Genomic DNA, 23,884 nt, shown 5'->3' with positions numbered 1-23,884 from the left:
CTTTGGGTTTAAGTGAATCACAATTGAGTTTTTATAACAAGCATAACTATGGTTAATATTTTAAGCGTATAAATTATTTTTCAATAAAAAAGGATTGTTCAACGGGTATTGCTGTTTGCAGTTTAGGCTCACGATTGTTGCCATATTGCCAGGCTACCACGGTAACTTTTACCGGGAAACGGCTTCTCGGCGGAATAGCTGTAATATTTAATGTATTGCCTGATAGCTCCGCCGGGCCTTCTAATACATAAAACCCTACAGGCACCTGTGCATCTGAGCTGGCATCCAATTTTATTCCCTTTGCATGTGCCTTTTGGTTGGGGACCGGTAAAAACGTAATATGCTGTTCCCTCCCTGCTGTATTGTGTGGCGGCACAAGCATCTGTGATTGCTGTACGGCCGGTTTATACTCGGCATCTCCAGAATGGGTAGCAGCAAACCACAACTCATAACTATGCGGGTTCTCCCAAAAACCGGCCTGCGGGCTCAATCTGAAAGTGGAATCATTTAACTTAATAACCGGGCCTGTAATGCGGTTAATGGCAATAGGAGTATTCCCGGCAGCATGCCCTATAGCGGAACCAGCCGGCATGCCAGCCCAAACAGGTAAGCGGGGACTGCCCCCGGGCACCGTATCATAAAATGCAGCATGGAGTTTAAAAGTGATGCCATCGGCCTCTGGTTCAAATTTCAGGTTTACCTGCTGGTGCGTATTACGCTGTTCAACCATTTGGCCATGCTGTACATAACCTATTAACTGGGGTTTTTGATTGTGATGTCTTGCCTGGTAGGTTATTGTTGCCCGAGCTGTTTCTTCATCAAAATACCAGAAAGCTTTTGAAGCATCGCCCTTGTACCTGCCTACAGGTGCTGCATCCGCGGCGGGTAATTCATTATAACGCCATTTATCAACCAGCCAGCCGGTTTTTGTCGGATCGATATCAATCAATTTCGGAACAGTACCCGGAGGTACATTTTTTGGCAAGCGGTACTCCATGGCTTTTTTAATGTAGAAGGCCAGACAGCCGGTTTTTTCAGGCGTGGCAGCGAAATGCCCCTGCGCCGGGTTGGATAGCATACTCAACGGCAGCAGCGGATGTTCCTGTCTTTCTTTTAATCCCTCATCGCCCCAGGTGTTGGCAGCTTCGTATTCGCCCATTGTTTCTAAACAAGGGACATAATCCAGGCTTTGATCTTTACTCCAGATATCGGGAGCAAAAATGTTTCTTACATATGGCCATTGCCCGCTTACTGAGATGCAAGCAAGCGTACGCGAAGGGTTCCAGACACCGAAATAATAAGGCGCACTTGCCGCTGCCGAATGTCCAATAGGGATCACCGGCGCTGTTTTCAATTCGCTATAACCTGAAATATCAGCGAGGTCATTGATCAACGCGTTAAACTGATCTCCGGCTCTTTCGTTAAATAAAAACTTGAGATTGAAAGCTGGGCTAACCCAGATCTCCGCAACACCCAGGTTGCCCATCTCCCCTCTGAATTGAGGATCTTCCAATATGGATTGCTCCTCCATATTGTTTTGAGCGAATATGACGGCCTTCACTTGCTTACAGTTTGGCGATATCCATAAAAAAGCCCTTGACGGATCCCGCTTGGTACCAGCAGGCTTAACCGCCACCGACCATTGCCAAACAGCCGCCTGTGCTACCGGCAGATCCGCCAACATCAGCGAGCTTAAAAAATAAAATAATGACAATACCTTTTCATGATTCTAATTCAATACAATTTTAGTATCGGTGCTTGCCGGCATATTAAAACACCATTGTTTATTGAAACCCTGATTTACCGGCTCGCCTTTTATCGTTACATTATTGAGTGTGATTGTATGGTGGGCAGATAATATGAGGGTTGATATAACTATCCGGGTGCTTTTCATTAATGTTTAACTTTATAAAGTTTAGCGCCGAATAAAAAGATCACCGCGTAGCAGATTATCGGAAGGTAATAAGCGTGAGCCACACTATGATTGGCTATCTGCCCCATTACCATTGGAAATACCGCGCCTCCTACTACTCCCATCGCTATAAAAGATGAAGCCTGTTGTGTATGACTGCCCAGGTTTTTGATCCCCAAGCTAAAAATGGTGGGGAACATAATGCTAAAAAAGAAGTTGATCATCAGCAGGGCGATGTATGATGTCCAGCCCAGGCTCTGTGCAACTATCAGGCACATTAAGATGCTGCCGCAGGCAAATGCCGCTAATAATTTATTGGGCGCTATATAAGTCATTAATGAAGTGCCCACAATACGCCCCAGCGCCATCATCCCCATAAAAATAATCATAAAGTAACCGGCCTTTTCATTACTGAAATGCATAATATCCACACCGTAGTTGATAAAATATGCCCAGGTGCCGGCCTGTGCCGCCACGTTAAAAAACTGTGCCGCAACTGCCCATACAAAATGCGAATGTTGATATAGTTTTTTAGATGGTTCCACGTCCACGTTAACCGCATCAGGATCGATGGCCGAAGTTTCTGCATGCGGATCTGTTAAAACCGGAATTTTTAAAAACATAAAAGCAACCGCTATAAGTATAATCACACAGCCGATAGCTACATACAGCGTTTTTACGGAAGTAAGATCGGTTGAATGTACCGTGTCCGAACCTAAAAGGAAATATGAACCAATGGCCGGACCGATCATGGTACCCACCGCGTTAAAAGTTTGCGCGAAGTTTACACGCTGGTCGCTCCGGCGCTGATCGCCCAGGGCGGCCGCAAAGGGATGCGCAACAGTTTCCAAAGTAGCCATACCGCAGCCCATAATAAATAAGGCTATCCTGAAAAAAGTAAATGAGGCCGCGTTGGCTGCAGGGACGAAAAGAAATAAACCCAGGGCAAATAAAATCAACCCCAGGATTACGCCCGGTTTATAACCAAACTTCTTTAAAAATATCCTGCGGGGATACTCATAATAAAATAAGCCCCAAACACGGAGAACTGGATTAAGCCGGATTGAGATTTGGAGAGATTAAGCACATTTTGAAAATGCTTGTTCAGCACATCGCTCATGGAATGCAGTAAGCCCCACATTAAAAATAGCGAGGTTACAAATACAAAGGTCACGATGAATTTTTTCTCGGTAAAAGCTGGTTTATTGGTCATATTGTTGTTAAAATTAATTACCCGGATGATTGGCATTAAATAAGATATTAAGTCCTCGCCTGCTATCAAAAGCCGCAGCAGCACCCATCAGCGCCGCGTCTTCTCCCAATAAAGCTAATTTTATTTTTAAACTTTCAGCATATGCTGTTAACCTGGCGGTAAGTTCATCCAGAAACATGCCCGATGCTTTTGCAATATTGCCACCGATAACAATTACATCAGAACCTTCGGTTTGGATAATATCCCGGAGGAATAAAGAAAGGTTGACCGCAAACTCATCAAAGATGTTCCTGACCACAGCGCTGTGTTTGGACATTGATATCAGCGAACTCACTCCGGTAACGGACAGCCCGGTTGTTTCATGATATCGCCCTAAGAACCATCTTGTAGAGAAGTAATCATCTGCAATGCTATCTTTATAAGGTTCGCTGCCTAGGTTTAAATCTTTCACAATACCATCAACGCACAAAGCTGAACCAAACCCTGTGCCCAGCGTAAGCCCAAGAACCTTACGGGAGCCGGCGCCAGCTCCCGCCACAACTTCCCCTTGTAAAAATGCTTCGGCATCATTTCGGAACAGGATATCTGCAGCATCTATCCTGAGCTCTTCCGACAGGTATAACTTAATATTTAAACCATAAATGGCCTCATACTTATGCAGGTCTTTGATCAGTGAAATCCCATTTTCATAATCAAATGGGCCAGGCATGGCCAGGGCAACCTGCTGAGCCGGAGATCCGAATTTTTCATAAGCCTGTGTTAATGCTTCCGCCCAGGTTTTAAGTATTTCAGTTGCCGTTCCATGGGAGTCCACAGTTAACCGGGTACGGGTATCTTCAATGATCATCTTTTTTCCAGATCGATGACCGCTGCTGTAATATGCGTACCGCCGATATCTGCACTGATTACATAATTATTTTTACGCTGTTGGCTCATGTATGATATATATATATGGATTATTTTTCCGGAGTGAGGTACACCGCCTCTCCGCCTGATGGCAGCAGGGCAAATTTTAATACTGTTTTACTATTAACACTTTTACTGCTGACCCTAACGTGCGTCTCAGTATTCACCGACGGGTCATCGCTGTAAATAGTCGCTTTATACTTTTTACCGGGTTCTAAAAAACTCAGATCAAGTTTAATTTCACGAGCATCATTGTTGGTGATAGTACCTACAAACCAATCTTTTCTGCTCCTGCGGGCTGTAGAAATGTATTCGCCGGGTATTCCCTGCACTATTTTTGTTCTCGTCCCATGTGGTTGGGATCTTGTCCCAAAATTCCAGTTCGGGCTCATTATGCTCCGCCGAAGGCTTATCATACCAATACAGCGTTTGCAGCGGGCTGTAATAAATTGCGGCCAGCGCTAATTGATGGGCATGAGTAGTTTTAATACGTTTATTAAAATAACAGAAGGTATAATCGGCTGCTCCGGCAATATACCGTGTAAAAGGCAGCACGGTATTGTGCGTGGCATCGGGCATTTCCTCGTTACCACGGATCCCTTCGGCCGACATCAGGTTTGGCCAGGTACGCTGCTCGCCTGTTGGCCGCCAGTCGTCATGAATGTTTACCATGATCTGAGCAGCTGCCGCCTGCTGAATCGCCTTTTCCACCCAGGTTGTCCAGCGGTGGGAGCCTTGCTGTACGAAACCAAATTTTACGCCTTTTACACCCCATTTATGATAAACAGCAAATAAACTGTCACTTTGAGCTAATAAACCCTGCTGATTAACATATAACCAAACACCAACACCCTTATCCTTGCCATATTTGATTATACCAGGCAGGTCAAAATCAGGTATAGCAACCTTGGTAGCATCCGAGCTAAAGCTAAAAGCCGGTCCGTACCATTTCCAATCAAACAGAATATATTGCAGGTTATGCTTCACCGCGAAATCAATATTTGTTTTTGCATCATTTGTCGTCATGGCCATTACCCGCATGATTTTACCGGGTTTAATCCAATTGGTGTTGGCTATTGCCGATGGCTCATTAAGATTCAACATCATGTAATTATGTTCAATCAGGTCGCCCGGTTTTTCAGCTATCATGATTGCCCGCCATGGTGTGCCTACCGGCGAGATGAGCTGCGCCCCGCCAAACATAGAGGTTACCAGGGTAGATGGTTTATCGGCACTCAGTTTAAATTTGGTGCGCGCATAATCAATTAGCCTGGCTTCTGCCAGCGCTGCAAAAAGGCCATTAGGCAGTTCGATGGTTAACGGCCGTTCGCTTTCGCCGGGCCAGTTTTTTAGCGGCAGTTTGTAATATGGCGCTTGTGCCCAATTGGCAAACCAGGCTTGGGTGCCTTCAGGCAGGTGAAACTCGGTATTTTCTGCCCTGATGTTGTAGTAGGTTCCTTTAGGGTTTTCGGGGAAATAATAACGGAATGCTACCCCCTCGTTATAAACCCTTACCTGAACCTGCATCACATAAATGGGATTGTCATCCTTTACCAGCGTAATATTCATTGCGTTGTAATGATCACTAATCATAGCCCGCTCTCCGGTAACTGGTGCCCATGTGGTATCATGCCGGGAGGAATCAACGCCCGTGATCAACAGGTTTTCGCACCAGTTTTTATGCTGATCGACCTTCAATGCCATTGCTTTTTCTGAAAGATCATTATCCAGTTGCAGATCGAGGACTGACACCAGAATTACCGGCTTGTTTTTATAATCCAAGCTATAGTGCATCGTACGCTTCCCGGCTTCAGCTTTTTGACGGAACCTGAATATTATATTGTTATCCGGCGACCGAAGGCTAAGTACAGAATCTTTTATTCCCTGTCCCCGAACCACACTGATAAAGCAGCTTAACCACAAACCCGTAATCAATATTATTGCGTTTTTTTTCATGTCAGATAGTATTTATCCAGATAAGACAAATAATTTCATGATTTATAATCATATGAAAAGCAATTAGCAGCAATAATTACAAAGAGGATTCGGATCTTACTAAGAGATAGTATGTTACAGATAAGTAAGGGTAGATAAATAGGAGCTAAAAAAGTGGGAGCCCGACATGTGCGAACATGTGCCGATTGAACCGGCCACTTTTAACCACCCGTTGGGGCCTTCAAGGTTGAATTTCGGCCAGGGTATGATTCCCCTTCCGGCCGGTTCATAAAACTCTCATCTTAAAATGCCGGGGCTTGTCATAAACTCTTCAACGTTGCAAAGACTTAAGTGGGTGTAACGCTGTTAACTGCCCGGCTTTTATCCTTGCCCGATAGGGAAAGTAATGGACAACGGCACTACCGCTGCTCCCGGAATGAAAATAATTTGATAAGCTCTTACGCAGCATTCGAAATATACTTCACCAGGCTTCTTTTGGCCACCGGCAGCAGCGTTTGTTCAAGCGGAAAAGTGATATCGCTGCGTACATAATAAACCGCAGGATTGGGCATAAACTTGTTACGGTTTATGAGATGCAGTTTAATGCTTTCTGGGGTATTGGTAATACTTTGCTCGTAGGCATCAATAAAAGCTACGTTAATGCCGCGGTATTTATCATCCTTGCCTTCAAAAATAGTGATCTGGTACTCGTAGATCCGGTTGGTGCGTTCCTTGCCATTCTGTAACGAAAAATAACCGTGATAAGGCATTAGAGGGGTAATGCCCACCGGATCGATATTCACATGGCTTTCTACAAAATCATAAATATCCCTGCCGGTTTTTATAGCCGGGTCCATTTTGCCTAAGGCATAGGTAATGATCTGCTCTATCTCCTGCATGCTTTGATCATCCATAATGATCTTTTGATAAGTAAGCTTTACCGCGTCGATATCAGCCTGTGTTAAGCGTTGAGGAAAAGCCTGCTGTAACAGCGATTTATTCTTTTTAAAATCGATGAGGTTGCTGTAATGAAATATCAGGTCGGCCAGGTTGGGATATAACCGGCTGTTATCAAAGTGACTGTTAATCTCCTGAAGGTAACTTAACAGGATATATTTTTTGTATTCAAAATCAATATGACCTTCAATAAACCAGTTTGCGCCTAATTGCCTCATTTTTTCGCCTCCTTTTGATAGCTTAAATTAAACAAAAAACACCAACTTTGCAATATGCCCTATGGAACCCTTTATTTAATTCCTGTACCGCTGGCCGATGACGCGGCTGCAAAATCATTTACACCATACCTTACTGATACCATAAACAGTATCAAAGAGTACATCGTGGAGAATGAAAAAACCGCCCGTCGCTTTTTAAAAGAGGCCGGCTTGAAAACCCCGCAAAGCGAGCTGGTAATCCATGATTATGGCAAGCATAACCGCGACATGGGCAAGGCTGACTTTTTTAAAGGCCTGCAAGCAGGTAATGACGTTGGGCTGATGAGCGAAGCTGGCTGTCCGGGTGTTGCTGATCCCGGTGCTGAAATTGTGGATAAAGCCCACCGCATGGGCATTAAGGTTATACCCCTGGTTGGGCCAAGCTCTATTTTGCTGGCGCTGATGGCTTCGGGCTTCAGCGGACAAAGTTTTGCATTTCACGGCTATTTGCCCATTGATAAGGTGCTTCGTGCTAAAAAGATCAAAGAGCTGGAAAGCACAGCCATAAAGCTTGATCAAACCCAAATGTTTATCGAGACACCTTTCCGCAATAACCCCATGCTTGAGGAGATCCTGAAAGCGGGTAATCCCAAAACCAAGCTTTGCATTGCCTGCGACCTTACCTCCGCAACCGAGTTTGTGCAAACCAAAACCATTGCCGAATGGCAAAAGAAAGTGCCTGATCTGCACAAACGCCCAACAATCTTTTTACTTTATCACGGCAATAAATGACCATAAGCCAGCAGCATACCCCGGTTGTAATAGTGGGCGCCGGTCCGTCAGGTTTGATGATGGCCGCCCAGCTTTTACGCCATGGTGTTCAGCCGGTAATTATTGATAGCAAGCAGGGGCCAACCACGCATTCAAAGGCGCTTGCCGTTCAGGCACGGTCTATGGAGATTTACCGGCAGATGGGCATCATCGATAAAGTGCTCAATGATGGTAAACGGGGAGGAGGTGTACAGTTTAACCAGGACGGTGAAGAGGTTGCCAGTCTTTCGCTTGCCAATGTTGGCGAAATGCAAACGGTTTTTCCATTTATCCAGATGTACCCGCAGAGCAAAAATGAGCGGTTATTATTGGATTTTATTACCCTCAACTGCTGCCCGGTATACTGGAACACATCGCTGCTGTCACTAAGCCAGGATACCGGTAAGGTAACATTGAAGCTGCAAAGCGGCGAGGATAAACAAACCATTACCTGCGATTGGCTGGTTGCGGCAGATGGTGCCCATAGCACTGTGCGCAAGCAACTGAGCATTCCTTTTAATGGCGATACCTACCAACACCAATTTTATTTGGCCGATATAAAAATAGAGGCCGACTTTGGCGATAAGGTTAACCTGTTCCTCTCAAAAAAAGGTTTCGCGGGCTTTTTCCCCATGCCTGATGAACGGAGCTATCGTGTGGTAGGCAACCTGCCCGATGAGTTTGATAAAAAAGACGAGCTTCAAATTGAAGAGGTGTTACCTCATTTGCGGAATGTAACCCAACAACAGATCATTGTTGAACATACCAACTGGTTCACTACCTACCGTCTGCATCACCGCATGGCCGATAAATTCAGGCAGCAGCGCTGCTTTTTAATTGGTGACGCCGCGCATATCCACTCGCCGGTTGGCGGACAGGGGATGAATACCGGCTTGCAGGACGCCAATAACCTGGCCTGGAAACTGGCAGGTGTGGTTAATAACCAGCTTAAGGTATCGGTGTTAGATAGCTATGCGCAGGAAAGGATGCCGGTAGCAAAAGAGCTCCTTAATACTACCGACAGGATCTTTAAAATGATCCTGTCGCGTAACTGGTTCATTAACTTACTGAAGAAATATTTGCTGCCTGTTGTTTTAAAATGGGTATGGAGTAAACCCAACCTTCGCGAAGCCTTTTTAAACGGGTATCGCAAACCGGTGTCTCCTATCGCGATAGCGCCATAAACCTTAACTTAAGCCATGCCAGCCACATCAAAGCAGGCGACAGGCTACCTTATCTCAAAGTTTTCGACGAAAAACGGGAGGTGGAAACCGATCTGCATGAATGGTGCAATAAACCGGGTTTTACGCTCATCTGTTTAGGCAAGCTCAAAGAGCTCGACCTGTTTACCATCGCCAAATGGATAACCCAAAACTATGGGGCCAGTCTCAACTTTTTTTACCTGCCGCCTTCGACAAAAAATCAACACATTTTCGATGCTTTCGCCATCAAAGAAAACCAAAAAAAGCACTCATCACCCGTCCGGATATGCATATCGGTTTTTTAAATGATGTGGTCGATATTGATATGATGGATAATTATTTACTGAATGTAGTGGGGGTGAAGCCGATCATCGTTCATGGTTCATAGATCATGATTGCCTGCGAATTGTTCCTGCCTGCGTATTTTCGCCATGAACTATGAACCATCAACCATGAACTAATAAACCACCATCACCCAGCCGCTCATTACATTCCCATTCTTTAAATCTATCACATAATAATAAGTTCCTGACGGAATACCCTGGCCGTTAGATCTGCCATCCCAGGCTTCAGGATAGCCTGTGCTTTTAAACAACAGGCCGCCATAGCGGTTAAATACCTGCGTTGTCGAGGTTGGGTAAGTATTCAGCGCCTCTATTGCCCAGGTATCATTAACCCCGTCACCATTGGGTGTAAAAGTATTGGGAATAACTACTTTTTTATAAACACGTACAAATACCTGGTCGGTTGCTTCGTCACCGCAGCCTGAGTTTGATACCACATGCAGGGTGTAGGTGATATCTTCCATTGGTGCAGCTGTAGGCGTAAGTTCAAGGCTGCTGCTCAGGTTATCGGTCGGCGTCCAGTAATAGCTTACGTTGGTTCCTTTGGTGCTGCCGTTAAGTGTTGTTGACTGGCCCTGAGTAATGTACCTGTTGGGCCCGGCATTGGCCATAGGCTTTTTTATAACATCTACTTGTACTGTGGCTGTCGAGGTACAAGTGCCGTTACTTACTGTTACAGTATAAAGTGTATTATCTGTTGGGCTGGCTACCGGGTTAGCGATACTGGCATCTGAAAGGCCCGTTGCCGGCAACCATGAATAGGTTGAGCCTCCGCTGGCGTTTAATGTAACCGAACTCCCCTCGCAAATTGGCTCAACCGCATCAACAGCAGCAACAGGTTGGGCGTTCACTACAACCGGCACGGTTGCTGTGACTTCGCATCCCGAGGATGATTTAACCGTAACCGTGTATGTACCCGCTGCTGCAGCAGTAACGTTATCGATAGTTGGGCTTTGAATGGCCGATGTAAAACCATTTGGCCCTGTCCATTGATAACTCACCCCGGTTGATGCACTTAGCGTTAACGTTGTGCCTGCGCAAACCGGTGTATTGGCCGTTGCTGTTGATTGAGGCGGTGCGCCAACCGTAAGTGTAAGCACATTTGATGCTGACCGGCAAAGTGCCGAATTAATATTACCCGCCTGCGCCGTTACTGCCCGGTAGTAATAAGTACCAGCCACTGACGGCGATGTTATCTGGTAACTTGAACTGGTGCTGTTTGCTCCGGTAAGATCCGTCCAGGCCCCACTGCCGTTTTTGTATTGCCATAAAACGGTATAGCCACTGGGGATGGTTGTGTTGAGTGTATAGGTTTGCGGAACATCTGAACAGGCCGATGCTGTATTGGCTGAGCTTGAAGTGCTGAAGCTGGCCTCTATCACAGGGCCATAAGGCCTGAAAACAATATCATCAATGGCAAGGTCATTGGCAGGGGCACCGCCGGCGCTGTTATTGATCATTTTGATCACGACATCGCCGACACCAGCCGGTAGTGTAAAATTGAACGACTCCTGCACCCATTGATAATTGTTGCTTGTACGGGCAATGGTGCCGGTATTAAAGCTTTGAATAATTGTTCCATCAGTTTTTTCGATGGCGAAAGTGATGTTAGGCGGGCTGATATCATTGCTTCTTAACAAATTCACCACCCAGGCCGAAAACTGGTAGGTGGTATTGGAACATAAACCGGTAATGGCGCGCTTATAAAAATAATCGGTTTTGGATACGCTGGCATTTACCACCATCATATAGCCGCCTGTATTGCCTGTATGGTCTGTGGCCGACCACCAGACATTGCCTGCACCCGCGGTAGTGTTTTCAATGGTATAAGAGCCGTCGCTGGGGAAATTGGCACTGCTATATGTATAACTGGTTGAGCCCGAATCTGCAGGCAAGGCACCAGAATGTGTTGAACTGCCTGAGCCAAAGGTGATGCTCACCACAGGATCGCCGAGGCTTTGCGCGTTTGTTTTACGAACTAATAAAATGAGAAAAAAGCTGATTAGGGGAGTAACTTTTTTGCTTCCAACGGAGTACTGTTTTTAAAAAAGCGCCTGCATGTAACTACTAACACACAGACGCTACTATCGCAACTATTATGAAAAGGGGTACTAATAAACCATTTATGGGGTTATAATTGGTTTATGATATAAATATGGGGGCAAAGCCGGTTTTTATCAATAATGTATCGATGAATAGCGCTTTTGTATTGGTGAATGTAAAAAGGATTGGAAAAAGTTTAAACCGCCTGTAAATAACCAGGTAATCAGTACCTGATCCGTTTGGATAGCTGTAAACAGGGCAGCTCCACCATGCGATAAAACAGGTAAGCAAAACTGATACTCACAGCAATGCCTGTTAAAAACTCAAACGCCCTGAATCCAAATGTTTTTGGCAGGTGCATACCCATAAAAGCTACAAGACTACTCCCAACAACATCATGAGTAAGGTATAGCGAAAAAGAGATTTTGGAAAAAAGGCAATAGCAGGGTGGCGCTTTAAAGGCAGTATTAAAAGGACAAGTGCCAGAAGGCCGGCAACCATAGGAAGCCACCCTGCACTATAAAAACCAATGGCAGTTACAGCTACGCCATATATCAAAACTTCAGTTAACCCTCTTTTACCTGTTAGGTACAGGTAATATAATATCCCAAGAGCAAAAAACGGAAAAACGTTTAACAGTGTTGATCCGGGCACGGGTATAAATAAAGGCAGTAAGCAAATCAGGGGCAGGGAGATGGCGCCCCACTTTTTTATAATAATTGGAAAGAAAACACCGATGAACAGGTAATATTGAAACTCAATCCCCAGCGTCCAGTAAACGGGGTTCAAATAAGGGCGACCAATAAAATTGTTGATATAAGCTAAGTGGGTTAATATGTTACTGATATCGGGCCGGTAATTTGTGTTTAATAAATACCCGGCCAAAATGGTCAATAATATGGAGGCTATGTAAGGGGGCTCAATGCGTGTTATTCTTTTTAAAATGTATTTGGGGAATAAGGCCCAGCTATAATTTTCAGGAATAGCCCAGCAAATTATAAAACCGGATAACAGGAAAAACATCTGCACGCCCAGCCAGCCATAGTGTAAGCCGGGCAATGATTTGCCGCCAAGATGAAACAAAGCTACCGCCAATGAAGCTATTGCCCTGATATAATCAACCTGCTGAATATGTTGCCTTGTTTTATTGTTTGCTAAAGTCATTTATATAAAAGCCAAATGCGTAAAGCTTAAAGCCAATTGATTAATATTATTGATAAGCCGATTAAGAGAATTGCGCTCATTTTACTTCTGTTTTGACCAGTTGCGTGCAAAATCATTGTAGCTTTCGCTTACCGGGAGCTCAACATTTGTAAGCCGCACCTTACGGTTTTGGATAGACCGGATCTTATTAACAGGTACGATATAGCTGCGGTGAATGCGCTGAAATTTGGCGGAGGGCAATTTCTCCAATACCTTTTTCATGGGTATCAGCGTAAGGACGGTTTTATCATTAGTGATATGGATCTTGATATAATCCTCCATACTTTCAATATATTCAATAGTATCCAGGTCTATTTTAACCATGCGGTATTCGGAGTATACATACAGGCTTTCGTCAGTTTCTGTCGTCGGCGGGCTTATTTTTGTACTTGTAATAATCAATGGCCTTTTCAACGGCTTTGGTAAAGCGTTTAATATCTATCGGTTTTAAAATATAATCAATCGCTTCCAGTTCAAAACCCTCATACGCAAACTTTTTATAGGCGGTAGTAAATATTACCATGGGTTTTGCCTGCAAAGAGCGCACAAGCTCAATGCCGGTAACATCGGGCATGTTGATATCAACAAAAAGAAGATCTATTGGGGTGTTTTTTAAAAATTCGGCGCCGGTTATAGCATCTTCAAAAGTATTAACCATTTGCAATGCCGGGAAGCGTGATACATATTCGCTTACAAGCCTTAAAGCCAGCGGTTCATCATCAATGGCGATACATTTAAGCACCATAATTTAAGTTTGTAAAGTAAGTTGAACAATATACTCATTATTCAGGCTGCTTATATTTAACAAATGCTTGCCGGAATATAAATATTCCATGCGCTGTTTGATGATGTTTATGCCGATGCCGGTACCCTGGTAATCTCTTTGCCGTACACCAAAGACCCGGTTTTTGCAGTAAAATGAAATATTGCGCTCATTAATATTAATCCTGCTATAAATAGCAGCAGGTTCGCGCTTGCTTACGCCATATTTGTACTGGCCCGGGGGTATTTAAAAAAACAGTGGAAAGGCCATGAACAGTCTTAAGTTAAAAGTCTATGGTTCTAAGTCGCAAGGTAGTATACAGATCAACACTTCAGACTTTCGACTTCTGACTCAAAACTTACCCATGAATAGTTTCACTCTTACCGTAGTTCTGAATTACCTGGGCTTCATATTCCAGAAATTGTTTCCAGCGGGCTTCAACATCAATTTCTTCAGCGTATTTTTTGGCCAGCCGAATAAACATGGAGTAGTGGGTTGCTTCGCTTACCATTAGTTCGTGGTAAAAAGTGGCCAGTTGTTCATCATTAATATTTTCGGACAGCACTTTGAAGCGTTCGCAGCTCCTGGCCTCTATCATGGCCGAAAACAGCAGCCTGTCAATTAGCTGGGCTTCGCGGCCACCGCCGGTGATGATAAATTTTCTGAGCTCGTTCACATAGTTATCCTTCCGCTCGCGGCCGAGGATATAACCGCGTTCCAATATAATATCATGTACGCGTTTAAAATGATCCATTTCTTCCTGCACCAGCAGGGCCATTTCCTGTACCAATTCGCTCAGGTTTGGGTTTTGAACAATAAGGGTAATGGCATTGCTGGCAGCCTTTTGTTCACAAAAAGCATGATCGGTCAAAATTTCTTCAATATTGCTCTCTACCACGTTTTTAACCCAAAGCGGATCGGTAGGCAACTGCAGTTTTAGGATGGTTTTCTCACTCACAGTACAAAGATAGTTTTTGGAGGTGAAAGGTTAAAGGCGAAAGGTAAAAGGTATTTTTACCGTGGAAATAAAAAAATGAAGACCATCTTTATGGGATAGCCTTCGTTATTGGCGCTTGATCCGGTATGAGTACCGGTTGCCGTGTTTAGCACATCATGCCGGCAGTAAAAACCATACCAGCAAGGTTTTTCTATAGCATTAGTTAAATCAACTAAAACTAAGCAGATCAATTGTAAATACCAAAACCGAATTTGCGGGGATGCTTCCGGCCGCACTATTGCCGTAGCCTTCTCTTGAGGGAATCACCAAAATAATCCGACCGCCGGTTTTGACATACGGCAGGCCCGATTGCCAACCCTTAATAAGGCCCTGCAGGCTTTGGTTTATGGTGCCCGAGTCAAATGTAGTTCCATCCAATAGTTTGCCGGTATAGGTTACTTTAACGGTCGAGTTAGTGGTTGGATTTGCACCTGTTCCCTGGGTTACTATCTTGTAATAAACACCAGATCCATCAGCTGTAGCATGAAAAGCAGTGTCGGTACCGACATAAGCTTTAATTGCGGCATCATCCGTGGCTGCCTGTTTTGAGGCATCGAATTTGTCTTTTGAGCACGAGGTTAGGATCACCAATGGGGCGAATACGAATAATAGAAATTTCTTCATTAGTTAATAGTTCTGTTTCTGTTTGGATTAATTTGACGCGCAAAAGCTACAGAACGCTACAATAATTGAAATTATTTTGGGAAGATTAGTTAAATTCTGTTAAATCGACAGTGAACACCAATACCGAATTTTCGGGGATGCGGCCTACGCCATTGGCACCATAGGCAAGGCCCGAGGGTACAATGAGCAATATGGTGCCGCCCGCTTTTACCAACGGGATGCCTATTTGCCAGCCTTTAATCAAACGGTCTAACGAGCTTGAAAAACCGCTTGCTTTATCAACTACCATATCATTTAACAATGCGGCGGTATAATTTACAGTGACCAACGAATTTTCGTTAGGATTCCTCCCCTTACCTTCGGATAAAACCTGGTAATAAATACCGGAGGGGTGTTTCTGCACTTTGATCTGAGGGTTGGCCTTCAGGTAAACGCGTATCAGCGAATCATCTGTTTTGGCTTGTTTAGCACGGTTTAATTTCGCTGAGTTATCACATGACATTATCAGTGTAATAATAACCGCGCTTAGCAATAGAACGTATTTTTTCATGAAGGAGGGCAAATAAAAGCCCCCTTTGCAATAAAGGAGGCTCAGTGTATGTTTTGGGTTGGTTAAACCGTTGTTTTTATTTTTAGTTCGGTCATTTGTGCTTCGGCAATGGTTGATGGTGAATCGATCATCACATCGCGGCCCGAATTATTTTTAGGAAATGCGATCACATCGCGAATTGAATCCAAACCTGCAAATATCGATGCCAAACGATCGAAACCAAATGCTATACCACCATGCGGAGGTGCTCCATATTCAAAAGCATCCATCAAAAAGCCAAACTGTTTTTGTGCTTCCTCCGGCGAGAAACCAAGGTGCTTGAACATCAATGATTGCAAGCCGCGGTCGTGGATCCGGATAGAGCCGCCACCAATTTCGGTACCGTTGATCACCAAATCATAAGCATTGGCACGTACAGCTCCCGGTTCGGTATCCAGCATGGCAATATCCTCTGGTTTGGGTGAAGTGAACGGATGGTGCATGGCATGATAACGGCCGCTTTCTTCGTCCCATTCCAGCAACGGGAAGTCAACAACCCATAGTGGTGCAAAAGTATTTTTATCGCGCAGGCCTAAACGGTTGCCCATTTCCAAACGTAGCTCATTCAGTTGTTTGCGTACTTTATCGGCACCACCGGCCAGGATCAGCATCAAATCGCCTTTTTCGGCATTGAAAGCAGCGGCCCAGTTGGTCAGCTCATCTTCATTATAGAATTTATCGACTGATGACTTCAGAGTACCATCCTCATTGTAACGGCAGTATATCATGCCGGTTACACCGATTTGCGGGCGTTTTAACCACTCGGTAAGCTCATCAACCTGTTTACGGGTATAACCTGCGCAGCCTTTGGCGTTGATGCCAACAACCAGTTCTGCATTGTCAAAAATGCTAAATCCTTTGCCTTTAACAATGTCATTCAGCTCAACAAACTCCATCCCAAAACGCAGGTCGGGTTTGTCAGATCCGTATAAACGCATAGCATCTGAATACAACATGCGCGGCAGTTCAACCAAATCAATACCTTTTACAGTTTTGAACAGGTGACGGGTAAGGCCTTCAAAAATATTCAGGATATCTTCCTGGCTCACAAACGAAAGCTCGCAGTCGATCTGCGTAAACTCTGGCTGGCGGTCGGCACGCAAATCCTCATCCCTGAAACATTTTACTATCTGGAAGTAACGGTCAAAGCCGCTTACCATCAATAATTGCTTAAAAGTTTGGGGCGATTGCGGGAGGGCGTAAAATTCACCTGCGTTCATGCGGCTTGGCACCACAAAGTCACGCGCGCCTTCTGGAGTCGATTTGATCAGTACCGGGGTTTCAACCTCGATAAAATCAAGCTCATCTAAATATTTACGCACTTCCTGCGCCATTTTGTGGCGAAGCACCAGGTTGTTGCGGATAGGGTTACGGCGCAGGTCGAGGTAGCGATATTTGGCACGCAGTTCCTCGCCGCCATCGGTTTCTGTCCTCAATCAGAAACGGCGGCAGCTTGGCGGCATTAAGCACTTCAATATCAGTAACGGCAATTTCAATTTCGCCGGTTGGGATTTTGGTATTCTTGCTGGCCCGTTCAATTACATCACCGGTAACTTTGATCACAAACTCACGACCAAGCCCGCGGCTTTTTTCGCGCAAGGTAGCATCTGTATCTGTGTTAAATATCAATTGGGTTAAACCATAACGGTCGCGCACGTCGATGAAAGTGGTACCGCCCAAATCGCGCGATTTTTGTACCCAACCGCATAAAGTAACGGTTTGGCCTAAATGGCTGATATTTAATTCGCCGCAGGTATGAGTTCTAAGCATAACAATGTTTTATAAAAGTCTGCAAAAGTACATTTTTGAGGCGAAAGGAGAAAGGTAAAAGGAGAAAGGTAAGAAAAGAACAGGCCATCATTAATTTTTATTGAAAGGATCGGGATATTTTGGTGTTTGATAGCCCATTCTTTTTTTCAATAGCTTTATCCTTTTGAGCCATCTTTTGATATCCGCTGCAAACCTTTCTAAATCAAAGTCATCAAATTTGTATTTGGCAATTATTGCAATTGTTTCAGAAGCAAGACGTTCCGTGATTATTTTTTCTCTTTCGTCGTTTTCTATCTTGATAAATTCATTGTAATCAAGCATTATATCCATATAAAGCAATTTCTCTTTTTTTGAATGCCTGATTCGTTGCTTGAAATTAAGTTCCGGATCTCTGCACATGAAAACTACTACAACCCCATTAAGAGAAGTGCCATAATTTCTTTTTTCGAAAAACTCTGTATATCCAAAGTCTGAAAGAGTATGAAGAACTTTATCAACCCTCGTTTCCCAATTAGTATCACTTAACAGGCTAAATTTCATAACTACCGGGGTTGTTTACTATTATAATGTGATTAAGGTTTATCGAAAATAAGTATCTTATCCTATAAATCCGAAGTTCCGCATCCAAAATCCGAAATCAAAACATATCTTTGCCTCAATAATTCTCAAGGGGTGCCTTGCTTTGGTTGCAAAACAAACTGCAGATTGTTCACCAAACTGAAAGACGGGCTGAGATCATACCCAGGGAGTAAGTCAATAAGTACTAAGTTTTAAGCCTTAAGTCAAAGCGACTTTGGACTAACGACTTCCGGCTCACGACTTCCCCCACACCTGATCCGGATAATGCCGGCGGAGGGATAAAGGTAAATAAGTTAAGTGTACTGCCGCGTTACCCTGGCGCGCAGATGGTTTAACTCAATTTTTGTTTTACAACATTTTGAAAAATTTATTTGTGGCTGTTATGGCCCTGTTGTTGCCTGTTATGGCATCGGCCCAGCTTTCCATTTCGGGGAAAGTGACCAATCAATCCGGCGAAGCATTGCCCGGCGCAACTATTACTATTTTAAACCCGCAGCAAAGCACCGTTGCCGACGCTGCAGGTAAGTATAGTTTTAACGATCTGAAAAAAGGCAATTATACCGTTAAAGCCAGCTATATCGGCTATCAACCTTTAACCAAAAGTGTTACACTTGCTGCTAATCAATCAATCAACTTTTTATTGGGCGGCAGTACATTTACTGCTGATGAGGTTACTGTAACGGCTACCCGCGCAGGCAAAAACTCGCCTACAACCTTTACCAATCTCAGCAAAAAAGATCTCGAAAAAAACAACTTCGGCCAGGATCTGCCTTACCTGCTTAACCAAACGCCATCGGTAGTGATCAACTCTGATGCAGGTACAGGTATAGGTTATACGGGGATCCGCATCCGCGGGTCAGACGCATCGCGCATTAACGTAACGGTTAACGGCATTCCTTTAAATGACGCGGAAAGCCAGGGCGCATACTTTGTTGATCTGCCCGACTTCGCATCATCTATCAACACCCTGCAAATCCAGCGTGGTGTGGGTACCTCAACCAATGGAGCAGGTGCCTTTGGCGGTAGTATCAACGTACAAACGGCTACTCGCAGGGATACCGCCTATGCTCAGCTCGATAACTCGGCAGGTTCATACGGTTCACTAAAAAACACCGTAAGCGTAGGGACTGGCCTGCTTGGCGGCAGGTTTAGCATAGATGGTCGCTTATCTCGCATCCGTTCCGACGGGTATATCGCCCGTGCATCATCCCGGTTAAAATCATTTTTTGTAAGCGGTGCTTATTATGGTGATAACAGTACTTTAAGATTAAACGTGTTCTCGGGCCATGAGCGTACTTACCAGGCCTGGAACGGCGTTGCCGATTATGTAATAGGCGATGATACCCGCCCGGATAACCGTACTTATAACGAACTGGGAGATATGGGTAACGGAGCCTTTTATAAAGACCAGGTTGACGATTACCTGCAAAACCATTACCAGTTGCTATACGATAAAAAGTTTTCGGATAAACTGTCGTTCAGCGGGGCCCTGCATTATACTCATGGCGAAGGTTATTACGAAGAGTACAGGAAAGGTGATGCTGTGAGTAATTATGGTTTATCACCTGTCATTTATGGTACCGATACCATTTCAACCACTAATCTTGTTCGCAGGCTTTGGCTTAATAATGATTTTTATGGTGTTACTTATGCCTTAAAATATCAGCCTACTACCAAACTGAACTTCAATCTTGGTGGCGCCTACAATGAATATAAAGGTGCGCATTATGGTAATATTATTTCTGCCGAAGAAAGTATAGGCGTTGGTCCTAACTATCAATACTATCGGGATGATGCAAAAAAGAAAGATTTTAACATTTTTGGCCGCGCCGAATGGCATGTAGACAAATTTTTGTTGTATGCCGATATGCAATACCGTCACATTAATTATTCATTTTACGGTATCGACAAAAACCTTAACAATGCCCAGCAAACAGCGCAGTTAAACTTCTTTAACCCTAAAGCAGGTGTTACTTACCAGTTTAATGAGCACAGTAATGTGTATGCCTCCTTTGCGGTGGGCAACCATGAGCCCAACCGAGATGATTATGTCGACTCGCCTCCGCAAAACCGGCCGAAACCAGAAAACCTGAAAGATTTTGAGGCTGGCTACCGCTTCAGCTCACCTGTTTTTAGTGGGGAGTTGAATGGTTTCTACATGCTATATAAAAATCAGTTGGTATTAACCGGGTCATTGAATGATGTAGGTAGCCCGGTGCGTACCAACGTAAAGGACAGCTACCGCGCGGGTTTGGAATTCAGCGGAAAAGTGAAAATCACTGATCAGTTAAACTGGAGCGCTACCGCAACCCTCAGCACTAACAAGATTAAAAACTATCACCAGTTTTTCTCTAATTATGATGATGGCTCGCTGGTTGAGGAAACATTTGCCAAAACAGATATCGCCTATTCGCCGTCATTTACCGGTTCAAGCGTAATCAGTTACAGCCCTGTTAAAGGCGGAGAAATTGCTTTCATCAGCAAATATGTAGGCAAGCAATACTTAGATAATACCATGAACCGTAATCCCGAAGGTTTTGGCATAGCGCCCGATAATGCGGCTAATCCTTATGCCGCCAACCGTTTGCTGAACAGCTTTTTTGTGAACGATGTGAGGTTGAGGTACAGCTTTAGCGTTCGCTCGGTTAAAAACATAACTGTTGGCCTGCAGGTTAATAATATCTTCAGCGAGAAGTATGAAAACAATGGCGCTACCTACCCGGATATTGAAGGCGGGCATGTAATTAACTATAACTATTACTTCCCGCAGGCGCCGCGAAACTTTATGGCATCGTTGAGTCTGGGATTTTAATGGGCAGCAATTTTATATCGACGCAAATTTTACGAATTTGATCGAATTTCACGAATTGAGGATTAGGATATGAATCATTGGCTCGACCTATTCATTGAACAAATAAAGGAAACTACCTGGCTGCAATGGCTTGCCGTTGCGCTGGGTGTTACCGAGGTGTTGCTGGCCCGCGTAAATAACATATTGTTGTACCCGGCAGGAATATTGGGTACGGCCATCTCGATATTTCTATTGATGGAAGTTCATTTGTATGCCGAATCGGTACTGAACGGCTACTACATTGTCATGAGCGTTTATGGTTGGATCTACTGGGTAAAGAAACGGAACGAGCCGCCAATTAAAATAACCTATTCTACCAAAAATGAATGGATAATAAGCTTAGCTATCAGTATTGTTGGGTGGGTAGTATTTTACTTCCTCATCAAAAACCTTCCTTCTAAGTATTTCACGCCATCAAATGTTCCCGGTTGGGATGCATTAGTGTCATCAACTGCCTGGGCAGGCATGTGGCTGCTGGCACGCCGTAAAATAGAGAACTGGATTTTTTTAAATGTCTCCAACTTCTTCGCGGTACCGCTACAGTTTTATAAAAAATTGCCGCTGTTCGCCATGCTCACCATCTTCCTGTTTATTATAGCGATATGGGGGTATTTTGAGTGGAAGAAACAGGTAGAGGCAGAGCGGTTGGTAGTTGTAGATTAGAGGTTAGAAAAAGTGTTCAATGGCCAGATTGTACCAAGTGTTCAATTTTAAAAAGTGTAAACACCCGGCGTTTTTTGAAAAACAAACATTATTGATAGTCAATACTTTACGAATTGGTTAAAATTCAATTTTAATCAAATTGAACGCCTTGGTTCTGGTAATCAGCACTTTGTGTTTTTAAGGGGCCGAAACGTTGAACACCCGTTTTTCAAAAATTGAACACTGACAAAATACTGTCAGTATCTTTTGTTATCCTGATGGTAAATTGAGTATTGCCTGTTACGCTTTAAGCCTTTTGCTTTCAGCTTTAAGCTAAATAAAAAATGCATCCATCACAAAATTTAAAACCCGAATGGGTTGATATCATACGGAAAGCAGCTCCTGCAGCTGAGCAGGCCGGCAAGCTGCAGCCCGATCAGCTGGCGCTTATTTATGAGCAGGGCTGGTTTAAATTTTTAGTGCCGAAAGTTTATTCCGGTCTGCAATTGGCGTTGCCGCAAATGGTACGGCTGGAAGAAAGTTTGGCCTGGGCCAATGGCAGTTTGGGTTGGGTAGTGACCCTTTGTGCAGGTGCAGGTTGGTTTGGTGGATTTCTGGATCCGGCTTTAGCTGCAGAGATCATGGCCAATCCGCAATTGTGCCTGGCAGGTAGCGGTGCATCAACAGGTACAGCTACCATCAGCGGAGATGGCTATATCGTCAACGGTACCTGGAAGTACGCCAGCGGTGCACATCATGCAACCCACATCACTGCAAATTGTATCATTAAAAAAGGCGATGAAACTGTTTTGAATGATGAGGGCGAACCGCTGATACTTCCTTTTGTTTTCGACAAAAAAGATGTTAGTATTTTTCCGGCCTGGAAATATGTTGGCATGATGGCTACCGGAAGTGATGCCTATGAAGTAAAAGACCTGTACGTTGATAAAAATCGCAGTTTTAAGATCGATCCGCAGTATACGGTTGTAAACGAACCTTTATATCGCTACCCCTTTCTGCAATTAGCCGAAGCAACGCTGGCTGCTAACCTTTCGGGATTAGCCATTCATTTTCTTGACCTGTGCGGACCGGCCTTTGATGAACGGATGAAAAACCCGCGTTTAACCGAGCCGCAAAAAGAATACATTCAACAACTATTGGCCGATCAGATCATTTTACTCAATGAAGTCCGCGCCGAATTTTACCAGGCCGTTGATTGCTCATGGAACAACTTTGACTCGGCCGATAATAACGGCTTGCAGGAAGTAAGTTTAATGAGCCGGAAGCTGGCCAAAGTTTCGCGCGAAAGTGTGGATAAGCTTTATACCTACTGTGGTTTATCTGCCGCCAACCCCGATACGGAAATTAACCAGGTATGGCGGGACCTTCATACCGCTGGTCAGCATTCGCTGTTAACCTTTGAATCGATTGATTAAAAGATATTCATTTAGCTCGTTCGTGACCCCGGAAAAAAATCGGAATGACATTTGAAATTTATTTAAAGATGGTGCATGGGGCTGCGTTAGGGATGGGAGCGGATACCGGCCTGTGGCTAAGGCCTTGTGCAGTATGAGCGTACAGCCCGGGCCGCAGGCAACGCCCATATTTATAAATCAATTAAAAAACGCATCCGATAATCAATAACTTACATTTACGTCATAACGTCCCTTCAGAGCCTCTCGCAGAGAGGCCCTGAGGGAACATAAACTTTATTCCGGTAAAACACACCTTTCGCCTTTTACCTTTATCCTTTCATCTCAAATCAAACCTTCGCAAATTTCTTCACCGTTTCGGTTACATGTGCCAAATGGTGGTTGCTGTGCCATGCGTACAGGGCCAGTCCTTTTTTCAGCGATATCGTTTCGCCCGAGGCCGGATGAACAAAAGTGCGTGCCCATTCGTTTTCGGTGAAACTTTCAAACAGGGCTACAAAATGCTGATGGATGCCTTCCAGCATTTTTAATGATGGCTCAACTGGCAGGCGATAATCTGGTAGTAGCGCCCAGTCGGCCTCTTCATATGGCTTTATAGTTGGATTATTTTCAGTGAGGGCAAGCTTAAAGCGGGTAATGGAATTCATGTGGCTATCGGCCAAATGGTGAATCACCTGGCGCAGTGTCCAGCCGCCGGTGCGGTATGGGGTATCCAGTTCCTGGTAATTAAGGCCGGCAATTGCATGACGCAGCTTCCCCGGCAGGGTAGCAATATCTTCAATCCAGCCGCGCATATCTTCGGTAGTGTATGAAGCCGGGGGCGCAAACTTCCCTATAGGGTATTTCATTTGTTCGTCTGTCATCATAAATGTTAAAAAAATTAAATTAGGCATTATTTTATACTACCACAAGCT

The 23,884-nt window shown here is 44.4% G+C and carries 23 protein-coding genes and 1 pseudogene; 6 read left to right on the top strand and 18 right to left on the bottom strand.

Annotation, left to right across the window (positions count from 1 at the left end; genetic code table 11):
- Nucleotides 1-73: 73 nt before the first annotated feature.
- From ACQ86K_RS29575 to ACQ86K_RS29545, 7 genes are all read right to left on the bottom strand, one after another.
- Nucleotides 74-1,684 carry a hypothetical protein gene (locus ACQ86K_RS29575; protein ID WP_431199276.1) on the bottom strand — a complete coding sequence of 537 codons (1,611 nt, stop codon included), beginning with the start codon at nucleotides 1,682-1,684 and terminating at the stop codon, nucleotides 74-76.
- Nucleotides 1,685-1,893: 209 nt separating this feature from the next.
- A complete protein-coding gene (locus ACQ86K_RS29570; RefSeq protein WP_431199275.1) occupies nucleotides 1,894-2,871 on the bottom strand; it encodes an MFS transporter in 978 nt (325 codons plus the stop codon).
- A gap of 35 nt (nucleotides 2,872-2,906) precedes the next feature.
- Nucleotides 2,907-3,125, bottom strand: coding sequence for a hypothetical protein (locus ACQ86K_RS29565; protein WP_431199274.1), 219 nt, complete (start codon nucleotides 3,123-3,125; stop codon nucleotides 2,907-2,909).
- A gap of 13 nt (nucleotides 3,126-3,138) precedes the next feature.
- Nucleotides 3,139-3,972, bottom strand: coding sequence for an ROK family protein (locus ACQ86K_RS29560; RefSeq protein ID WP_431199273.1), 834 nt, complete (start codon nucleotides 3,970-3,972; stop codon nucleotides 3,139-3,141).
- A 109-nt stretch (nucleotides 3,973-4,081) separates the two neighbouring features.
- The gene (locus ACQ86K_RS29555; RefSeq protein ID WP_431199272.1) at nucleotides 4,082-4,363 is read right to left on the bottom strand and encodes a glycoside hydrolase family 97 C-terminal domain-containing protein; all 282 of its coding nucleotides are present in this window, start codon (nucleotides 4,361-4,363) and stop codon (nucleotides 4,082-4,084) included.
- Nucleotides 4,281-5,987 (bottom strand): glycoside hydrolase family 97 catalytic domain-containing protein, encoded by a 1,707-nt coding sequence (locus ACQ86K_RS29550; RefSeq protein ID WP_431199271.1) that lies wholly within the window; start codon nucleotides 5,985-5,987, stop codon nucleotides 4,281-4,283. Before ACQ86K_RS29550 ends, ACQ86K_RS29555 begins: the two co-directional genes overlap by 83 nt.
- Nucleotides 5,988-6,424: 437 nt before the next feature.
- On the bottom strand, nucleotides 6,425-7,141 hold the full coding sequence (locus tag ACQ86K_RS29545) for a hypothetical protein (RefSeq protein ID WP_091167317.1): 717 nt from the start codon (nucleotides 7,139-7,141) through the stop codon (nucleotides 6,425-6,427).
- Nucleotides 7,142-7,195: 54 nt separating this feature from the next.
- Here ACQ86K_RS29545 and ACQ86K_RS29540 point away from each other — a divergent pair, with 54 nt between their 5' ends.
- From ACQ86K_RS29540 to ACQ86K_RS29530, 3 genes are all read left to right on the top strand, one after another.
- Complete coding sequence (locus tag ACQ86K_RS29540) at nucleotides 7,196-7,912, top strand: SAM-dependent methyltransferase (RefSeq protein ID WP_091167319.1); 717 nt, start codon at nucleotides 7,196-7,198, stop codon at nucleotides 7,910-7,912.
- Nucleotides 7,909-9,114: an FAD-dependent oxidoreductase gene (locus ACQ86K_RS29535; RefSeq protein ID WP_431199270.1), complete on the top strand. Its 1,206-nt coding sequence runs from the start codon at nucleotides 7,909-7,911 to the stop codon at nucleotides 9,112-9,114. Before ACQ86K_RS29540 ends, ACQ86K_RS29535 begins: the two co-directional genes overlap by 4 nt.
- Nucleotides 9,115-9,289: 175 nt before the next feature.
- A complete protein-coding gene (locus ACQ86K_RS29530; RefSeq protein WP_431199269.1) occupies nucleotides 9,290-9,520 on the top strand; it encodes a hypothetical protein in 231 nt (76 codons plus the stop codon).
- 69 nt (nucleotides 9,521-9,589) lie between these two features.
- On the opposite strand, the gene ACQ86K_RS29525 is transcribed toward ACQ86K_RS29530, so the two are convergent.
- The 10 genes and pseudogenes from ACQ86K_RS29525 to ACQ86K_RS29480 all read right to left on the bottom strand — a co-directional run bounded on the left by ACQ86K_RS29525 (nucleotide 9,590) and on the right by ACQ86K_RS29480 (nucleotide 18,005).
- Nucleotides 9,590-11,416 carry a gliding motility-associated C-terminal domain-containing protein gene (locus ACQ86K_RS29525; protein WP_431199268.1) on the bottom strand — a complete coding sequence of 609 codons (1,827 nt, stop codon included), beginning with the start codon at nucleotides 11,414-11,416 and terminating at the stop codon, nucleotides 9,590-9,592.
- 326 nt (nucleotides 11,417-11,742) lie between these two features.
- On the bottom strand, nucleotides 11,743-11,880 hold the full coding sequence (locus tag ACQ86K_RS29520) for a hypothetical protein (RefSeq protein ID WP_431199267.1): 138 nt from the start codon (nucleotides 11,878-11,880) through the stop codon (nucleotides 11,743-11,745).
- Nucleotides 11,881-11,891: 11 nt separating this feature from the next.
- On the bottom strand, nucleotides 11,892-12,683 hold the full coding sequence (locus tag ACQ86K_RS29515) for an acyltransferase family protein (RefSeq protein WP_431199266.1): 792 nt from the start codon (nucleotides 12,681-12,683) through the stop codon (nucleotides 11,892-11,894).
- Between the two features lie 81 nt (nucleotides 12,684-12,764).
- Entirely contained in the window at nucleotides 12,765-13,046 is a 282-nt protein-coding gene (locus tag ACQ86K_RS29510; RefSeq protein WP_431199265.1) for a LytR/AlgR family response regulator transcription factor, read from the bottom strand.
- A gap of 31 nt (nucleotides 13,047-13,077) precedes the next feature.
- On the bottom strand, nucleotides 13,078-13,467 hold the full coding sequence (locus ACQ86K_RS29505) for a LytR/AlgR family response regulator transcription factor (RefSeq protein WP_431199264.1): 390 nt from the start codon (nucleotides 13,465-13,467) through the stop codon (nucleotides 13,078-13,080).
- Between the two features lie 376 nt (nucleotides 13,468-13,843).
- On the bottom strand, nucleotides 13,844-14,443 hold the full coding sequence (locus ACQ86K_RS29500) for a tRNA-(ms[2]io[6]A)-hydroxylase (protein WP_218134403.1): 600 nt from the start codon (nucleotides 14,441-14,443) through the stop codon (nucleotides 13,844-13,846).
- Nucleotides 14,444-14,650: 207 nt separating this feature from the next.
- Entirely contained in the window at nucleotides 14,651-15,106 is a 456-nt protein-coding gene (locus tag ACQ86K_RS29495) for an FKBP-type peptidyl-prolyl cis-trans isomerase (RefSeq protein ID WP_091167332.1), read from the bottom strand.
- An 85-nt stretch (nucleotides 15,107-15,191) separates the two neighbouring features.
- On the bottom strand, nucleotides 15,192-15,656 hold the full coding sequence (locus ACQ86K_RS29490; protein WP_091167334.1) for an FKBP-type peptidyl-prolyl cis-trans isomerase: 465 nt from the start codon (nucleotides 15,654-15,656) through the stop codon (nucleotides 15,192-15,194).
- A 62-nt stretch (nucleotides 15,657-15,718) separates the two neighbouring features.
- Nucleotides 15,719-17,465 (bottom strand): annotated as a pseudogene (aspS, locus tag ACQ86K_RS29485) (aspartate--tRNA ligase).
- Between the two features lie 90 nt (nucleotides 17,466-17,555).
- Complete coding sequence (locus tag ACQ86K_RS29480) at nucleotides 17,556-18,005, bottom strand: hypothetical protein (protein ID WP_091167339.1); 450 nt, start codon at nucleotides 18,003-18,005, stop codon at nucleotides 17,556-17,558.
- Between the two features lie 397 nt (nucleotides 18,006-18,402).
- Here ACQ86K_RS29480 and ACQ86K_RS29475 point away from each other — a divergent pair, with 397 nt between their 5' ends.
- The 3 genes from ACQ86K_RS29475 to ACQ86K_RS29465 all read left to right on the top strand — a co-directional run bounded on the left by ACQ86K_RS29475 (nucleotide 18,403) and on the right by ACQ86K_RS29465 (nucleotide 22,973).
- Nucleotides 18,403-20,856, top strand: coding sequence for a TonB-dependent receptor (locus tag ACQ86K_RS29475; RefSeq protein ID WP_369596626.1), 2,454 nt, complete (start codon nucleotides 18,403-18,405; stop codon nucleotides 20,854-20,856).
- 69 nt (nucleotides 20,857-20,925) lie between these two features.
- Nucleotides 20,926-21,558 (top strand): nicotinamide riboside transporter PnuC, encoded by a 633-nt coding sequence (gene pnuC / locus ACQ86K_RS29470; protein WP_431199263.1) that lies wholly within the window; start codon nucleotides 20,926-20,928, stop codon nucleotides 21,556-21,558.
- Between the two features lie 323 nt (nucleotides 21,559-21,881).
- On the top strand, nucleotides 21,882-22,973 hold the full coding sequence (locus ACQ86K_RS29465; protein ID WP_431199262.1) for an acyl-CoA dehydrogenase: 1,092 nt from the start codon (nucleotides 21,882-21,884) through the stop codon (nucleotides 22,971-22,973).
- Between the two features lie 326 nt (nucleotides 22,974-23,299).
- Here ACQ86K_RS29465 and ACQ86K_RS29460 read toward each other — a convergent pair whose 3' ends face one another.
- Nucleotides 23,300-23,836: a YfiT family bacillithiol transferase gene (locus ACQ86K_RS29460; protein WP_090532080.1), complete on the bottom strand. Its 537-nt coding sequence runs from the start codon at nucleotides 23,834-23,836 to the stop codon at nucleotides 23,300-23,302.
- Nucleotides 23,837-23,884 lie beyond the last annotated feature (48 nt).

Origin of the sequence: Mucilaginibacter sp. P19 (genome assembly GCF_050632265.1) — a bacterium.
Classification (GTDB): Bacteria; Bacteroidota; Bacteroidia; order Sphingobacteriales; family Sphingobacteriaceae; genus Mucilaginibacter; species Mucilaginibacter gossypii.
Note: the sequence above shows the minus strand (reverse complement) of the source record. Positions and strands in the feature narration are given on the sequence as shown.